The 16,240-nt window shown below is 29.4% G+C and carries 16 protein-coding genes; all 16 read right to left on the minus strand.

What is annotated here, in order from left to right:
• Positions 1 to 345: 345 nt before the first annotated feature.
• The gene (locus PHQ99_02805; GenBank protein ID MDD4288506.1) at positions 346 to 975 is read right to left on the minus strand and encodes a glycosyltransferase family 2 protein; all 630 of its coding nucleotides are present in this window, start codon (positions 973 to 975) and stop codon (positions 346 to 348) included.
• 50 nt (positions 976 to 1,025) lie between these two features.
• Positions 1,026 to 2,108 (minus strand): flavodoxin-dependent (E)-4-hydroxy-3-methylbut-2-enyl-diphosphate synthase, encoded by a 1,083-nt coding sequence (gene ispG / locus PHQ99_02810; protein MDD4288507.1) that lies wholly within the window; start codon positions 2,106 to 2,108, stop codon positions 1,026 to 1,028.
• Between the two features lie 20 nt (positions 2,109 to 2,128).
• Positions 2,129 to 3,190: an RIP metalloprotease RseP gene (rseP, locus tag PHQ99_02815; GenBank protein MDD4288508.1), complete on the minus strand. Its 1,062-nt coding sequence runs from the start codon at positions 3,188 to 3,190 to the stop codon at positions 2,129 to 2,131.
• Between the two features lie 30 nt (positions 3,191 to 3,220).
• Positions 3,221 to 4,384: a 1-deoxy-D-xylulose-5-phosphate reductoisomerase gene (locus PHQ99_02820; protein MDD4288509.1), complete on the minus strand. Its 1,164-nt coding sequence runs from the start codon at positions 4,382 to 4,384 to the stop codon at positions 3,221 to 3,223.
• Between the two features lie 39 nt (positions 4,385 to 4,423).
• Positions 4,424 to 5,236, minus strand: a complete 813-nt coding sequence (locus PHQ99_02825) for a phosphatidate cytidylyltransferase (GenBank protein ID MDD4288510.1) — start codon at positions 5,234 to 5,236, stop codon at positions 4,424 to 4,426.
• Positions 5,220 to 6,011, minus strand: coding sequence for an isoprenyl transferase (locus tag PHQ99_02830; protein ID MDD4288511.1), 792 nt, complete (start codon positions 6,009 to 6,011; stop codon positions 5,220 to 5,222). Before PHQ99_02830 ends, PHQ99_02825 begins: the two co-directional genes overlap by 17 nt.
• Before the next feature lie 113 nt (positions 6,012 to 6,124).
• Entirely contained in the window at positions 6,125 to 6,682 is a 558-nt protein-coding gene (gene frr / locus PHQ99_02835; GenBank protein MDD4288512.1) for a ribosome recycling factor, read from the minus strand.
• A 2-nt stretch (positions 6,683 to 6,684) separates the two neighbouring features.
• The gene (gene pyrH / locus PHQ99_02840) at positions 6,685 to 7,410 is read right to left on the minus strand and encodes a UMP kinase (protein MDD4288513.1); all 726 of its coding nucleotides are present in this window, start codon (positions 7,408 to 7,410) and stop codon (positions 6,685 to 6,687) included.
• 66 nt (positions 7,411 to 7,476) lie between these two features.
• Positions 7,477 to 8,070: a translation elongation factor Ts gene (tsf, locus tag PHQ99_02845; GenBank protein MDD4288514.1), complete on the minus strand. Its 594-nt coding sequence runs from the start codon at positions 8,068 to 8,070 to the stop codon at positions 7,477 to 7,479.
• A gap of 65 nt (positions 8,071 to 8,135) precedes the next feature.
• Positions 8,136 to 8,846, minus strand: coding sequence for a 30S ribosomal protein S2 (gene rpsB, locus PHQ99_02850; protein MDD4288515.1), 711 nt, complete (start codon positions 8,844 to 8,846; stop codon positions 8,136 to 8,138).
• Positions 8,847 to 9,084: 238 nt separating this feature from the next.
• Positions 9,085 to 10,512, minus strand: a complete 1,428-nt coding sequence (gene hslU / locus PHQ99_02855; protein ID MDD4288516.1) for an ATP-dependent protease ATPase subunit HslU — start codon at positions 10,510 to 10,512, stop codon at positions 9,085 to 9,087.
• Positions 10,513 to 10,524: 12 nt separating this feature from the next.
• Positions 10,525 to 11,058, minus strand: a complete 534-nt coding sequence (gene hslV, locus PHQ99_02860) for an ATP-dependent protease subunit HslV (GenBank protein ID MDD4288517.1) — start codon at positions 11,056 to 11,058, stop codon at positions 10,525 to 10,527.
• A 110-nt stretch (positions 11,059 to 11,168) separates the two neighbouring features.
• Positions 11,169 to 12,116, minus strand: coding sequence for a tyrosine recombinase XerC (locus PHQ99_02865; protein MDD4288518.1), 948 nt, complete (start codon positions 12,114 to 12,116; stop codon positions 11,169 to 11,171).
• Positions 12,106 to 14,208: a type I DNA topoisomerase gene (topA, locus tag PHQ99_02870; protein MDD4288519.1), complete on the minus strand. Its 2,103-nt coding sequence runs from the start codon at positions 14,206 to 14,208 to the stop codon at positions 12,106 to 12,108. Before topA ends, PHQ99_02865 begins: the two co-directional genes overlap by 11 nt.
• A 38-nt stretch (positions 14,209 to 14,246) precedes the next feature.
• Positions 14,247 to 14,855: a glycerol-3-phosphate 1-O-acyltransferase PlsY gene (plsY, locus tag PHQ99_02875; GenBank protein ID MDD4288520.1), complete on the minus strand. Its 609-nt coding sequence runs from the start codon at positions 14,853 to 14,855 to the stop codon at positions 14,247 to 14,249.
• A gap of 22 nt (positions 14,856 to 14,877) precedes the next feature.
• The gene (gene der, locus PHQ99_02880; GenBank protein MDD4288521.1) at positions 14,878 to 16,209 is read right to left on the minus strand and encodes a ribosome biogenesis GTPase Der; all 1,332 of its coding nucleotides are present in this window, start codon (positions 16,207 to 16,209) and stop codon (positions 14,878 to 14,880) included.
• Between the last annotated feature and the right edge of the window lie 31 nt (positions 16,210 to 16,240).

Here is a 16,240-nt window from a genome sequence, read left to right on the forward strand (position 1 = left end):
TTTTGAGTTTCATTTTTTGCACCGTCGATAATTCTGTTAGCTTCATTTTCTGAATTTTTTAATTCATTAATTATTTTCTTTAACATATTTTTTAACCCCGGTAAGTTATAATTCTATATATTATTAGTTATAAGAGTTGTTTAGTAATAAAGTATACTTATAAAAAAATAACATAAATAATTTTTTAAGTCAATTTAAACGGTGATATTTAACATTTCTTAATAAATGTATAATTAATTAATAATATTAATTATTATATAATCCTTTAAAATAATCATAATATAATATGGATATTGGATAATGTTTAATAGTGTTTGCATAAAACAGTGAGGTATGATTTACGGGTTAATCGGATTTCAATTGCTTCACAATATCGAGGTACATCTGCAATCTTTTTTTTGCACCCTCCACTATTCCATATTTTTCTTCCTTCATTCTTTGTGTTAAATTTGGCAATTTTACTTTGCTTACTCTAAAATTATACCTTTTTACAACCTTAGTTATTGCTACTTCTAAGCCATATTTTAATAAATCTAAATCAGGAATGACATCAATGATATATCTTTTTATAGCTCTTTGGCCTGTAAGATAAGGCATTAGAAATTGTGGTAGATCGGTCAATAATCTACCTTGGGTAAAAATACCTAGAGACATATCAGCTTTATCTTCTATTATAGGATTTATTAATTCATGGATATGATCAATTGTTAATCCAATTAAATCAGCATCTAAAAATAACAGTATATCCGAATCAGTTTTTTCGAAACCCTTTTTTATTGCCCCACCCTTTCCAATATTTTCTTTTAGTTGACACACTTCAACATCTAAGTTTTTTGCAATACTAACAGTATTGTCAGTAGAACCATCACTTACCACAATAATATTATTAATTACCGGAACCTTTTTTACTGTTTTTATTACATCAGCAATGGTACTTTCTTCGTTATATGCAGGTATGATAACAGATATTTTCATTGTGTTCCTCTTTTCTTCGCTTAATGTTTTGTCAATAAAGGGTATTTTAATTATATTTTTTTTGAATTATTTGACATTAATCTTATCTCTTTAACTAATACATCTACGGCTTCGTTAGTATTAAACCTTCCAATAAATTTACTTTTTTTATAGAGCATTGCCTCTTTTTTATTAAATGCTATTCCTATATCAGAAAATTTTGCTTCACCAGGGCCATTTACCACACATCCCATAATAGCAATAGTAAAGGAATCACTAATATCTTTTAATCTGCTTTCTATCAGTTTACCAATTTCATGTATATCAACCTGGCATCTTCCACATGTGGGGCAAGATATTATATTAATCCCCCTTTTACGTAAACCGAGAGCTCCTAAAATATCATATCCTGCCAAAACTTCTTGTTCCGGATTTCCGGATAAAGAGACTCTTACAGTATCTCCAATCCCTTCATATAATAAAATTCCTATTCCAACTGCTGATTTTACAATTCCTTTTCTTCCAAATCCCGCTTCTGTTATACCAATATGCAAAGGATAATCGCATTTTTTCGCTATTATTCTATTAGCTTCAATTGTATCTATAATGTCGCTTGATTTGATAGATAAAACAATATTGTGATAATCTATTTCATTTAAGAAATTAATTATATAATTAGTTTCTTCCACCATCGCCTTGTAATCTGGTAAATTAAACTTTTCTAAAGTTTTCTTGCTAAGCGACCCTGAATTAACACCAAAACGTATCATAATGTTCTTCTTTTTTGCTTCTTCAATTATCTGAAGTATACTTTCTTTCTTTTTAATATTACCAGGATTAATTCTTATGCCATCAATATTATTTTTTATTGCTTCTATTGCAATAGAAGGATTAAAATGAATGTCAGCCATAATAGGCATTTTAGTATTATTTTTTATTATTGGAATTAGTTTGCATGATTCAATATCAGGAAATGCTATTCTAATTAGTTCACAACCTGCTTTTTCAAGCTGTCTTATTTGATTAATTGTTTTTTCAGTTTCCTTAATACTACAATCAGTCATAGATTGTACAGATATGGGATAGTGTCCCCCTATTTTTAAAGAACCAATTTTTGCAACTATACTTTTTCTTCTCACTATGTTATTTATCATTATTATTTATCCTGTTAAATTTAATTACTAAAAATTCTGACAATATCCTGGTACATGGCAACTAAAAATATCATTACTATCATTGCAAGACCAATGATATAAAGAAAATTTATATGTTCTGGCTTAAGTGGTTTGCCTCTAATTTTTTCGATTGCCAATAAAGCGATTTGACCACCATCCAGTATTGGAATAGGTAATAAATTTACGATTCCCAAAAATATATTTATTACAGATGTGAAGAATAATAAATTTAAGAATCCAATTTTTGCTGCTTCTCCAGCCATTTGAGCAATACCTAATGGTCCAGCAAGCTCAACTGGCATTTTACCAGTAATAATTTCAACAAAGCCCTTTCCTATTAAACCAATTATTTCCCCAACCATTTGTATTGCTTTTTCTATTGACTCAAATACAGTCAGCTGCGTAATTTTAACATCAAGTGCAATACCTATCATAGCCCTATCATATTCAGGGTTATATATCGGAATAAGTTTGGTTTCATGAACATAATTATTTCTCATTATCTCTATTATAATTTCTTTCCCTTTATTTTGGTCAATTAATATTGTAATTTGCTCTGGTTCTTCTATTTCAACCGAGTTAATAGATATAATTCTATCACCACTGACAATTCCAGCCATATCAGCAGGACTATTACTTTCAACCTCACTTATAATGCTAGAAACTTGTGCTACTCCTGAAAAGAAAAATACTATTATTAATAGTAAAATTGCCAAAAATATATTCATAACAGGACCATTAAATATTACAAGAGCTCTAATATAAAATGGTTTTTTATCATACCTTTGCTCTTCAGGTATATTATTATTATTTTTCAATTCTTCATAATTGCTTACTTCTTCATGGACATCTTCACCGGCCATTTTAACATATCCGCCAAAGGGAAATAAACATAATAAGTACTCTGTCCCTCTCCAGAAAAAACCGGCAATTTTAGGACCAAATCCAATAGAAAAACGAAAAACTTTTATACCTGACAATTTTGCAGTTATAAAATGTCCAAATTCATGAAAAATTATCGCTATACCCAGAACAAAGATAAAAGCTAAAAACGTTAACAAATCATTTTCTCTCCTGTTTCTTAATTATTTTTATTTTATCTCATCACACAGTTTTTCGGTAAGTTTTCTAGTTTCCTTATCTATATTAATAATATCATAAATATCCGGATTATTTTTATTTTTATGTTTACTCATTACTGTTGATACAATTTTTATAATATTTTTAAATTTTATACTTTTATTTAAAAATGCATTAACAGCTACTTCGTTAGCAGCATTTAAAACAGCTGGTGCTGTTCCACCTTGTTTAATTGCATCATAACAAAGATCAATACTGGGAAATCTTTTTGTGTCAATTTTTCTAAAAGTTAACTGGCCTATTTGCGCCAGATTAATTCTAGAAAAATTATTTTTAACCCTTCTAGGGTAATATAGGGCAAAATGAATAGGAATATGCATATCATGATTACTTAGCTGTGTAATCATGCTTCCATCTTCATACTGTACTAATGCATGTATATAACTCTGTGGGTGCACCAATATTTCAATCTTGCTTACAGTTATTCCAAAAAGCCAATGGGCTTCAATAACCTCTAAGCCTTTATTCATTAATGTCGCTGAATCAATTGATACCTTGCTTCCCATTTTCCAATTAGGGTGATTAAGTGCATCCTCTACTGACACATTTTCCAATGCAGTTTCCTTTAAATTATAAAATGGTCCTCCTGATGCAGTAATTATTATTTTTTCAATATTATCAAAATACTGTGGCTGTATACATTGAAAAATTCCACTATGTTCGCTATCAATTGGAATTAAATTTACTCCATTTTGTTTTGCTTTAACAGTTAACACTTCACCTGCTGACACTACTATCTCTTTGTTTGCTAAACATATTTCTTTTTTAGCATTTATCGCTTCAATTGTCGGTTTCAAAGCAGCCATTCCCGTAATTGCAACAACTACAGTTTCAATCTCCTTAATGGCTGATATTTTATTCAATCCGTACTCTCCATACAATATATTACAATTACACCTATTCTTTAATCTGTTTTTTAATTCTTTTGCAACTTTATCATCTTTTACAACTACATATTTAGGTCTAAACTTATTTATCTGAATTGTTAATAAGTCAATATTATTCCAACCAGCCAATGCTACAACCTCAAAACTTTCCAGGTCATTTTGAATAATATCCATAGTTTGTCTGCCAATAGAACCTGTTGATCCTAATATTGTTAATTTTTTTTTCATAATTCTTTTACTCTCCAATAGTTTTTATATGAAAGAAAATTAGAAACTGAGATAGTGAAAGAAAAAATATAAAACTGTTGCTGAAAATAAAATGCTATCCATGCAGTCCAATATACCACCATGACCGGGAATTATAGTACTGGAATCTTTTACTCCAAAATTTCTTTTAATTATTGATTCAAACAAATCCCCAAGTTGTCCAGTTACAGCAGCAATTAATCCAAGAGCAAGTAATAATATTGAATGAATTGGTAACAGTTTATAGAAAAATAATCCTGCAATAGAACCCCCTATTAATCCTCCAATGGAACCTTCCATTGTCTTATTTGGGCTTATTTCAGGGAAAATATGTTTTTTGCCAAATTTGATTCCAACAATATAAGCAGCGGCATCACTCATCCAGGTTGTAAATAATACAAAAATTAACAATATCTCACCATCTGCTAAATAACGTATATCTATCAAAAATGACAGTAGATGACCAATATAAATAGCTATAAATATAGTTAAAGATATATTAACAACCATATATTTTTTTTCTGTTTTTTTTACAAAATTAATCAAAAATACAATTAATATAATAGTAGAAAATAATAAGTTTTCGCTGCCCGCCAAAAATATTAGCACGCTTCTTCTATATAAAAAAAACAATGTTGCCAGAATAGTTATTAATAATGAGGGATTATACTTATTTTTAAAGATATTATTTAATTCTATTGATCCCAGAATTGCAATTAAACCAATAAATAGATGAAATGTTGGACCTCCTGCATATATAATCAATACAACTAAAGGAACTCCAATAATTATAGTTAAAGAACGGATTTTTATCTTTTCAAATCTCTCCCCCAAATTTTCTCACCCTTTTTTCGTAATTTTTTAATGCTTCATATAAATCATTCTTAGAAAAATCAGGCCAGTATACCTTTGTAAACCATAGCTCAGTGTATGCTAATTGCCATAAGAGAAAATTACTGATTCTTTTTTCACCACCTGTTCTAATCAATAAATCAGGGTCAGGAATATTTGATGTATAAAGATTCTTTTTAATCATATCCTCATTGATTTTAACAATGCTATTGCTATTATCTTTTAATTGGTTATAGATGCGATTAAAAGCTTGACATAATTCTGAACGACTACCGTAATTAATAGCAATATTTAAAAGAAGTTGTGCATTATTTCTTGTTTCTTCTTCTAATTCATTCATGGCTTCTTTTAGATGGTCAGATAATGATTCTTTTTCCCCTATAAATGTAACCCGTATTTTGTTCTTTATAAGATCCGATTTCTCTTTTTTAATTACTTCTCTGAATAAACTCATTAATGAGGATATTTCTTTTTGTGGTCTTTTCCAATTCTCTGTTGAGAAAGCATAAAGAGTCAATATGGCAATTCCAGCTTTTACTGATTCTTTAATTACCATCTTTATTGTTTTTACACCAGCACGATGTCCTGCAAAAGCCGGAAGATTTCGTTTCTTTGCCCATCTTCTATTTCCATCCATAATAATTGAAAGATGTTTAGGTAATAATCCTGTTTTATTATTATTACTCGTATTATTTTTATTGTTTACTGTCATTTTTACCTTTATTTCTTTTATAAAAAAACCCCCATTTATCAGCATAAAATAATCATTTTATTATTAGATTTTGCAAAAAGGGGGATAAAAATAATATTTTTTCAATAACTTTCTTATTTTTTTATTTACAATATATTACTCCAATTAACATATTCATTTTACACTTTCATTATTTCTGTTTCTTTCGTACTGTATATATTATCTATTTCACTGATATAATGGTCTGTTAATTCTTGGATTTCTTTCATAATATCTTTGCTTTGATCTTCGGATATTTCGCTATTTTTTTCCATTTTTTTTATTTTATCATTAAATTCTCTTCTTATATTTCTAATTGAAACTTTGGAGGATTCTGCTTCTTTTTTTACTAATTTAGCAATTTCCTTTCTCCGTTCTTCTGTCATTGGAGGTATAGGAAGTCTTATAACATTCCCATCATTATTTGGTGTCAGACCTAAATCTTCTTTCCAAATTGCTTTTTCAACATCATTTACACAATTTTTATCCCATGGCTGTATCACTATAAGATCAGCTTCCGGTATAGAAATATTGGCTATTTCTTTCAAAGCGGTTTGTACACCATAATACTCTACCTTAATATTTTCAACCAGTGTGCTAGATGCTCTACCTGTTCTAATATGAGATAAATTATCTTTGAGTATCTCTATTGCTTTTGTCATTTTTTTTTCGGATTCTTTTAGAGTTTCATTTAGCATTATTAATCCTCCTTAACAATAGTGCCTATTGGTTCACCTAAAATAACCTTCTTGATATTCCCAGGTAAATTAAGATTGAATACTATTACAGGAACATTGTTCTCCATGCATAATGATATGGATGTAGCATCCATAACTTTCAGATTTTTATTAAGAAAATCGAGAAAGCTTAATTTTTTAAATTTTAGGGCGTTTACATTTAAAAGAGGATCTGATTCATAAATACCATCAACCTTGGTTGCTTTAAGAATTGCATCGGCTCCTAATTCAATGGCTCTTAAAGCTGCAGCAGTGTCAGTTGTAAAAAAAGGATGACCGGTGCCTGCTGCCAAAATTATAATCCGTTCTTTTTCTAAATGCCTTATTGCCCTTCTTCTAATATATGGTTCAGCAATTGCTTTCATTTCAATAGCAGTCTGCACTCTTGTTTCGATATCCAGTTTTTCTAAAATGTCCTGTAGTGCAAGAGCATTTATTACGGTACTGAGCATCCCCATATAGTCAGCTGAAACTTGATTAATTCCTCTTTTACTCGCTTCCCTTCCTCGAAATATATTTCCTCCACCAATAACTATGGCAATTTGTATACCCATCTTTTTTATTTCAGCTAATTCATTAGAAATAAATTTAACACGATCGATGTCAATGCCACCTTTGTCTCCAGCAGAGAAAGATTCACCGCCTAATTTTAGCAATATCCGCTTATAGATAGGATTCTTTTTGCTCATTTTCTCCCTATTTTTATTATTTATTTATTTAATGTACAACAATTTTTTATTTATATGCTAAGCAAGTTATTCGCCAAGCTGATATCTTACAAACCTTTTTACGACAATATTTTCTTTTAATTTAGAAATAGCCTCTAACACTAACTGATTTACTTTTTTTTCTGGTTCACGTATATAAGGTTGTTCTAATAAGCAAATTTCACTATAATATTTATTTATTTTTCCCTCAACTATACTGTCAAGGACTTTTTGTGGTTTGTTTAAGTTCTCCGCCTGTGCATAATAAACTTCTTTTTCCTTATTTATAATTTCTTCAGGGACTTCTTCTCTTTTAACATACATTGGATTAGCTGCTGCAATTTGTAATGTAATATTTTTAGCTAATTCATTAAACTCAGGTGTTTTGGCAACAAAATCTGTTTCACAATTTATCTCAAGTAATACTCCTACCTTTCCGTTTAAATGTATATATGATGTTATTATACCGTTTGAAGCTGAACGACCAACTTTGGAACTTGCCGATTGTATACCTTTCTTACGGAGATAATCTATTGCTTTTTCGAAATCACCTTCAGTATGAGTTAATGCTTTTTTGCAATCCATCATACCAGCGCCTGTTTTATCTCTTAATTCTTTCACTAATTTAGCATTAATATTCATATTCCCTATCTCCTTTAGTTAAAATATAGTTAACAAATATTATTATCAAACAAAGTCAAACTTTTTTAAACTGCAATCTTCACATCTTCCATAGATGCTTTTTTACCTTCCATTACTGCATCTGCAATAACTGAGGTCATAAGTTTGATTGCTCTTATTGCATCATCATTCCCTGGTATTACATAATCTATTTCTTCCGGGTTGCAGTTAGTATCAACAACTGCCACAATAGGTATACCTAGTTTTTTAGCTTCTGCAACGGCTATTTTTTCTCTTTTCGGGTCAATAATAAATAAGGCATCGGGTAATTTTTCCATATACTTAATTCCAGTTAATAATTTTTCAAGTTTCTCCTTTTCCCTTTTTAGAATAATAACTTCTTTTTTGGGTAAAAAATTAAATTGATCACCTTGTTCCATTTCTTCTAATTGAAAAAGCCGTTTAACCCTTTGATTAATAGTATTAAAATTTGTTAATGTACCCCCAAGCCACCTGTAATTAACATAAGACATACCACACTTTTCAGCTTCTACACTTATGGATTCCTGGGCTTGTTTTTTTGTTCCGACAAATAATATATTACCATTTTTACTAACAAGGTTATGAACAAAATTGTAAGCTTCGTCAATAAGCTTAACAGTTTGCTGTAAGTCAATAATATAAATATTATTCCTTTCTGTAAAAATGTATGGGCGCATTCTGGGGTCCCAACGTCTTTTCTGATGTCCAAAGTGAACACCGGATTCCAATAATTGTTTCATAGATACAACGCTCAAATAACCACTCTCCTTCTTTAAAATTATTTTAAAATTTTATCATAATCAGATTATAAAATAAAGAATGATAAAAACCAAATAAGTATAACACAATTACTTTCTTGAATCAAGATTAAACAAATATATTATAATTACTTAAAAACATATCTTTTAATCCATAATATCATATTTTGCCTATGATTTTTAATCATCTTGTTTAATAATAATTAAACATACTAATGATCAGGACAGTAAATAATTATAATATATATTTACTTAAATCCTCTTTTTGAATAACATTTTGTAATCGGTTTTTAACATATTTTTCAGTTATTGCTATTTTCCTTTTACCGATTATTGGAGCATTGAATGATATTCTTTCTAATAATTTCTCAAGTACAGTATACAATCTTCGTGCTCCAATATTTTCATTTTGTTGGTTTACAATAGCTGCCATTTTGGCTAATTCTTTAATTGCTTCTTCCTGAAAAACCAGTTCAATTCCTTCGGTTTTTAAAAGAGCCTTATATTGTTTTATTAATGAGTTATCCGGTTCTTTTAATATTTTTTCTAAATCCTCCTGTGTCAGGTTGTTCAACTCCACCCTTAATGGAAACCTGCCTTGCAGTTCTGGAATCAAATCAGAAGGTTTTGAGGAATTAAAAGCACCTGCAGCAATGAACAGAATATGGTCTGTTTTTACAACTCCATACTTTGTAACAACTGAAGATCCTTCTATAATAGGTAGGATGTCTCTTTGTACACCACTTCTTGAAACATCAGGACCATATGACTTTTCTTTCATTGCAATTTTGTCAATCTCATCAATAAATACAATCCCTAACTCCTCAGTCTTTTGAATGGCTTCTTTGGCAATTTTGCCTGTGTCTAACATTCTTTCTATTTCATCATCTAATAATATATTTCTTGCTTCAGATACCTTTATTTTTTGCCTCTTTTTCTTGTTAGGAAGCATTCTATCCATAATATCCTTAAAATTAATACCAATCCCTTCCATTCCCATGTTAGAAAAAAACTCCATCGATGATTGATCTTGTTCTGTAATCTCTATTTCAATCATTTTATCCTCAAATCGTCCTTTTCTAAGCCAATCTCTCAATTTTTCCCTTGTACTCTTAAGTCTTTCCTTTTTATAATTTTGTGTTGATAATTTAAAAGTATTTTCTTCTGGGTAATTTTTTTCCGAAGTATTAGTATTTTCATTTTCAAAATTAGCAATTTCCCCTCCATCAGTAGCATCCTTATTAATACTGGGTAAAAGATATTGAAGGATTCTGTCTTCTACTCTTTCTTTTGCCTTAATTCTAATTTTTTCTATTTTTTCATTTCTAACAAGATGTACAGCAGCTTGTACTAAATCTCTAATCATGGAGTCTACATCTTTACCGACATATCCAACTTCTGTAAATTTTGTCGCCTCAACTTTTATAAATGGCGCCTTAACTATTTTAGCTAATCTACGTGCAATTTCTGTTTTTCCTACACCAGTAGATCCTATCATGATAATATTTTTAGGAGTTACTTCATCAATTAGTTTTTTTGGTAATTTTTTTCTCCTAATTCTATTTCTCAGGGCAATTGCTACTGTTTCTTTTGCCTTTTTTTGTCCAACAATATATTTATCTAATTCTTTCACTATCTCTGACGGCACTAAATCTTTTATCATAATCAACCTCTATTATCTCCTAAGACATTCAACTGAAATATTGTTATTAGTATAAATGCATATTGATGCAGTAATCTTTAACGACTCCATTGCAATCTCTGAAGCAGACAATTTAGTAAATCCAAGCAAGGCTTGAGCAGATGCCATTGCATATTGTCCCCCGGATCCAATTGCGGCAATTGGTTTGTCAGGTTCAATAATGTCGCCATTTCCTGAAATGGTGAACATATCTTGTAAATCTGCAACAATCAGTAGAGCCTCTAATCTTCTTAGCATTTTATCGGTTCTCCAATCTTTGGCTAATTCTATTGAGGCTTTTTTTAAATTTCCTTGAAATTCTTCCAGTTTATTTTCAAATCTTTCATATAAAGTAAGAGCATCAGCGGCGCCTCCAGCAAATCCCGTTAGGACCTTACCATGATATATCTTTCTTATCTTTTTTGCCTCATTTTTAGCAATAGTATTTCCCATGGTAATCTGACCGTCTCCGGCGATGGCTATTTCATCTTCTCGTCTTACGGCTATTATAGTTGTACCTTTATACATTTTTTTATCAATCTCCTCACTATAAGCTCCTCAAGAGCATTGTCTTTTTCCTAATCTATTATAAATATTTAAAAAGTATTTTTTTTAGTAAAAAAATTTCTACATAAATGCTACTTTCTTGGAATTGACTTTTTATAAGTCTTTATTAGTTTATCTTTCGTTATATGAGTATAAATCTGTGTAGTAGAAAGGCTTTCATGCCCTAATAATTCCTGTACTGAGCGCAAATCTGCTCCCCCATTTAACAAGTGAGTAGCAAATGTATGTCTAAATACATGGGGACTTATTTTTTTGTTGAGACATGCTTTTTTCATGTATTTATTTATTAATTTTCTTATACTACTTGGAGATAACCTTTCTCCATAACAATTAACAAATAAAGCCGTGTCAGAAATGTAATTTCTATAATCTTTTTTTGGCACTTTTCCGCGATTTCTTAAATAATAATAAATAGCAGTCTTGGTCGGCTTGCTAAATGGAATTATTCTCTCCTTTGAACCTTTCCCCATAACCTTTATTGTATCATAGTATAAATCAATAGGGTTGTTAATACTATCAGTTACATCTTCTATATTTAAAGCGGATAACTCGGCAACTCTCATACCGGTCCCATATAGTAATTCAATAATTGCTTTATCTCTTTCAATAACAGGCTTATCCTCTTTTATAGATTCAATTAATTTTACAATTTCTTCATAAAAAAGAAATTCAGGAAGATTTTTTTTAATTTTCGGAATCTGTACATATTCTGCAGGATTGTTCCTTATAAGACCTTCCTGTATTAAATATTTAAAAAATATTCTGAATGAGGATATTTTTCTAGCTATTGTTCTATCTGCATATTTCTTCTGTTTTAAAAAAACTATATATTTTCTTAAGGTTTTGTAATCAACAAGGGATAGATTTTTAATGTTATATATTCTCTCTATATACTCTATTAATTCCTGCATATCTTTGATATATGCATTTACAGTATTATCTGAAAAGTTTTTATGTTCCTTTAAATAATTTCCATATATCTTAATCTGATCCATTGATATATTTTTTCTACTCATCATTTTTAGCCTTTTTACTATATTTACATTCTTTAGAACTGCATTGTAAAAAATACCCTTTCTTTTTGGAACTTCTTTTTACTAATACCGAACCACATTCCGGACATTTCTCGTTAGTAGGAATATAAATAGAATAAAAATTACAATTCGGATAATTGCTGCATCCATAGAAGGTTCTGCCTTTTTTGCTTTTTCTTTTTATGATTTCGCCATCACAATTATTTTCAGGACAAGAAACACCAATTTTAATCAAATAAGTCTTCGTAGGATGTTTTATAGGAAATTCAGAACAGGCAAGATATTTTCCATAAGGACCATTTTTAATTTCCATTCTACTCCCGCAAACAGTACATTTCTCGTCGGAAAATTCTTTACTTTGTTCGACTAATTTTACAGGGGGCTTTTTTTCCAATTGCTGTATATCCTTTAGAAGTGATTTATAAAAATTATCCAGTGTATCCTGCCATTCGCTTTCACCTGATTCTATCCTATCAAGCATTTTCTCCATTGTTGCTGTAAATTTTATGTTAATTATATTAGAAAAATAATTATTTAAAAAATCATCAACAATTATTCCTAATTTTGTTGGAATAAATTTTCTATTATCTCTATCTACATAATTTCTGCTTTGTATTTTGTCAATAATAACTGCATAAGTGCTTGGCCTTCCAATACCTTCCTTTTCTAAAACTTTTACCAGGCTAGCTTCATTATATCTTGCTGGGGGCTTGGTAAAAGATTGTTTCTTTTCTAATTTAACTAAAATGAGTTTTTCCCCCACTTTTAATTGTGGTATCATATTTTTTTTGATATCATTATTAGTTATAATTTTAAGAAAACCCTGAAAAATTACCTTTGAACCATTTACATCAAATATATAATCACCAGCTTGTATTTTAACACTACTTCTTTCTATTAAGGCTGATTTCATCTGGCTTGCAATAAAATAGGTCCATATTAAAGAATACAGTTTATATTGGTCCGCTGTTAAATCATTTTTTACAGATTCAGGGCTAAGATAAACAGAAGTGGGTCTAATTGCTTCATGTGCATCCTGTATCTTATTATTTTCATTTTGTGATTTTTTAGTACTCCCTTTCCCTGAAGAAATATATTCTTTGCCATAATTTTTAAATATATATTCTCTTGCATTTATTTTAGCCTGATTAGAAACCCTTGTTGAATCTGTCCTCATATAGGTAATTAATCCCAAAGTGCCCTTCCCTGTTAATGAAATGCCTTCATATAGCTGTTGAGCTACTCTCATGGTACGTTTTACAGAAAAGTTTAGTTTATTGTAGGATGCTTGTTGTAATGTACTAGTTTTAAATGGCAAAGGGGGATGTTTTCTTTCATTTTTGTTTTGAATAGATACAACATTAAATTTCATATTTTTAATTTCATTAAATATTTTATTAGCTTTTTCAATATTATTTATATTAATCTTCTGACCTTTTTTGTTAGCTAATGATGCTTCAAAAATATTTTCTTTTTTGTCATCAATTTTTTGTAATAAAGCATTTATCTTCCAATATTCTTCAGGTTTAAATGCTTGTATCTCTTTTTCCCTTTTTACGATTAAATGAACGGCAACTGACTGTACTCTTCCTGCACTTTTTCCACGTGCATATTTGTAACATAAAGGGCTTACTTTATATCCTACCAGTCTATCAAGTAATCTTCGAGCAATTTGAGAATCTACAATATTCATATTAATCTTTCTGGGTTTTTGTACTGCATCTGTCACTACATCTTTTGTTATTTCATTAAAGACCACTCTGCATTTACTATTCTCCAAATTCAATTCTTTTGCTATATGCCATGATATTGCTTCTCCTTCCCTATCAGGGTCGGTTGCCAGTAAAATATTTTCTTTGTCCTTTGCTACTGTTTTTAATTTTTTAACCATCTGTCGTTTAGCTGGAATAATAATCCAGGTTGGTTCAAAATTATTTTCTATATTTATCCCCAACCTTGATTTTGGAAGATCTTTTATATGCCCTTTACTGGATGTGACCTGAAAATCTTTCCCCAGCATTTCCTTAAGAACTCTTTCTTTAGTTGGTGATTCCACTATAATTAAATTTTTTGCCATAGCTTTATAATTACCTATATATTTTTATAAAATAATAATTATTTTTTAAACTTATTATCAATTATCTTATTTTCTTCTTTTTTTAAGAGTCTATCAATATTGTTAAGGTGTCTTATAATCGCAAATATGAAAATAGAAACAATAAATATCTTAAATTCTATTGGAGTTGAAAAAATTAAAGATAAAATAATCATTGAGAAAACTGATATTATTGAACCTAGTGCTGCAAACTTTGTTTTTAAAACAATTACTGACCAGATTATTGCGGCAATTATCGCAATATATGGGAAAAAAGACAAAACAACTCCATATGTTGTAGCAATACCTTTTCCGCCTTTAAAATTTAGAAAGATTGACCAATTATGTCCAATAATAGCGAAAAGTCCTATTATCAACAATACCCAATATTCACTTTCTGCAGTTATTATATTTTTGGCAATTAATACAGCAATATATCCTTTGAGACAATCCCCGATTAATACGATCAAAGCATATTTTGTTCCCATAATCCTGAAAATATTTGCTACACCAATATTCCCGCTCCCGTACTCTCTAATATCAATTCCTTTTAAATATTTGCCTACAAGGTATCCAAATGGAATTGAACCCATTAAGTAGCTTAATAAAATTAAAAAATATTTTATCATATTTCTTCCTTATAAAATACTATCATACCTTTTTTAAATAATGGAACACTACTGGTATTCCTTTTATATTAAAGTATGACATAAATTGATTCTTCATATATCTTTGATAAGAATTATATAAAAGATTAGGCTGGTTTACAAACACCTTGAATGTTGGGGGTTTTACATCAGTTTGAGTAATATAATAAAATTTAAGTCTTTTTCCCTCAATAATTTTGGGTGGTTTGAGGATTACTGTTTTTTGCAGAAATTTATTCAGTTCTGGAGTACTTATTTTTTTATTATACTCATGGTAAGTTTCCAGAATAGCTTTTATAATTGAAGAAACATCCCTTTTATTACCTACTGCAATTGTTGTAAGTATTTGACTATCCTTTAAAAATCTCAGTTCATATTTACAAGTTTTTATCAAAAAATCTTTATCAATTTCTTTGTCCTGGAGAATCAGATCATATTTGTTTAATACAACAATACAAGCCTTATTTTCTTCTATAATTCTTTCGGCAAGACGTTTATCCTGCATACTTATATAACGTGTTGCATCCAGAACAAGTAATACGATATCTGCTTTTTTTATAGAATTAATTGCTCTTTTGTTGCCAAAGTATTCAACTTTTTCTTTTACATTTCTTTTTTTTCTTAGTCCTGATGTATCGACAAAGTTCAAATGGTAATCATCATACTCTAATAATACTTCAATCGAATCTCGTGTTGTGCCCGGATTATTATCAACAATTATTCTTTCATCATTTAGAAGTGCATTCAACAAACTGGATTTCCCTACATTAGGTTTTCCAATAATCGCTATATTAATAATTTCATTTTCCTTTAATGGTACCTTTTCATCTATTTCTTTATCATTTGACAGGGATGCAATTTTATTTAATAATTCAAATACATTATTCCCTTGTTCTGCTGATAATGGAAAAGGATCACCCATTCCCAGTTTATAAAAATCATCAATATAATAATTCTTTGCTTTAATATCATTTTTATTTACTATTAAAATAGTTTTTTTATTATTTTTTCGAATAAATTTTGTTATATCTATATCTTCTTGCTGGATACCAGTCATAAAGTCAACTACTAATAAAACTACATCGGATTCCATAATTGCCTTTTTTGATTGATCAGCTATTTTCTCCTGAATATTTTTATAGTTTTTATCATAGTCAATTCCTCCGGTATCAATAATAGTAAAATTTTTATCTTGCCAGGATATATCAGCATAATTCCTATCACGGGTAATACCTGATTCCTTCAAAACGATTGCTTTCCTGAATCCCACAAGGCGATTGAATAAAGTTGATTTTCCGGTATTGGTTTTGCCAATAATTGCTACCTTTGTTGTCATTTTTATTTTCTCTCATTTAGTAATTTTGATT

The sequence above is a fragment of the Atribacterota bacterium genome (assembly GCA_028703475.1).
GTDB lineage: Bacteria > Atribacterota > Phoenicimicrobiia > Phoenicimicrobiales > Stramentimicrobiaceae > JAQVMU01.